The sequence below is a fragment of the Flavobacterium sp. genome (assembly GCF_003525665.1).
GTDB lineage: Bacteria > Bacteroidota > Bacteroidia > Flavobacteriales > Flavobacteriaceae > Flavobacterium.
In genome coordinates, this window is record NZ_DQDX01000015.1 from 7,032 (window position 1) to 7,781 (window position 750).

General features: G+C 32.8%; 1 protein-coding gene. It reads right to left on the reverse strand.

Going from position 1 to position 750, the window contains the following annotated elements; translation table 11 throughout:
- Window positions 1-170 precede the first annotated feature (170 nt).
- Window positions 171-710: a GNAT family protein gene (locus DIU01_RS00910; RefSeq protein WP_290831387.1), complete on the reverse strand. Its 540-nt coding sequence runs from the start codon at window positions 708-710 to the stop codon at window positions 171-173.
- Between the last annotated feature and the right edge of the window lie 40 nt (window positions 711-750).

The following is a 750-nucleotide window of genomic DNA, read 5'->3' on the forward strand; positions in this document are numbered from 1 at the left end:
ATTTTTTTTACGTCTTCATAATTAGAACCTGTTGGAATTTCTACAAATAATTCTTCTTTAGAAAATTTAGTGTTGGATGAGAAGAATTTTACATAAACTACAGAGGCAACTACTAAAAACAGTACAGCTCCAATTCCTAAAATGGTTTTTAATTTCTTGTTCAAAACAAATTATTTTAATTGTTGATGATTGATTAACTGATAAATGGCTTCGTCTTGATAGGAATTATTGTGAAAAATCCAGTCTTTTTTGATGCCAATTTTTTGAAAGCCAAATGTAGCAAAAAGGTTTAAACTTGCTTCATTATCGACTCCAATATTTGCATAAAGTTGATGTAACTGAAGTTGTGCAAAACTGTAATTAATCAATAAACCCAATGCTTCCTTCCCTATTCCGTTGCCACGATTGGTTTCGTTTTGGATTAAAATTCCAATTCCGGCGCGACTATTTACAGGATCAAAATCGAATAAATCAATTAAACCGATTGCTTCTGATGTGTCATTTTTGCAGATTGCCAAGCGCAGTTGTTTGGCTTCAAAAATATCTTGATGCGCATTTTCTAGATATTGACGAATTAAAAATTTGCTGTAAGGCGTTTGCGTGTTGCTCACATGCCAAATGGATTCGTCGTTTTCTAGATTATAGACAAACTCTAGATCTTCGGGTTCGAGTGCTCGTAAATGGATGGTTTTACCTTTTAGTGTAATCATTTAATTAGTAATCTTTTTGTGAGATTCCTACGGAATGACA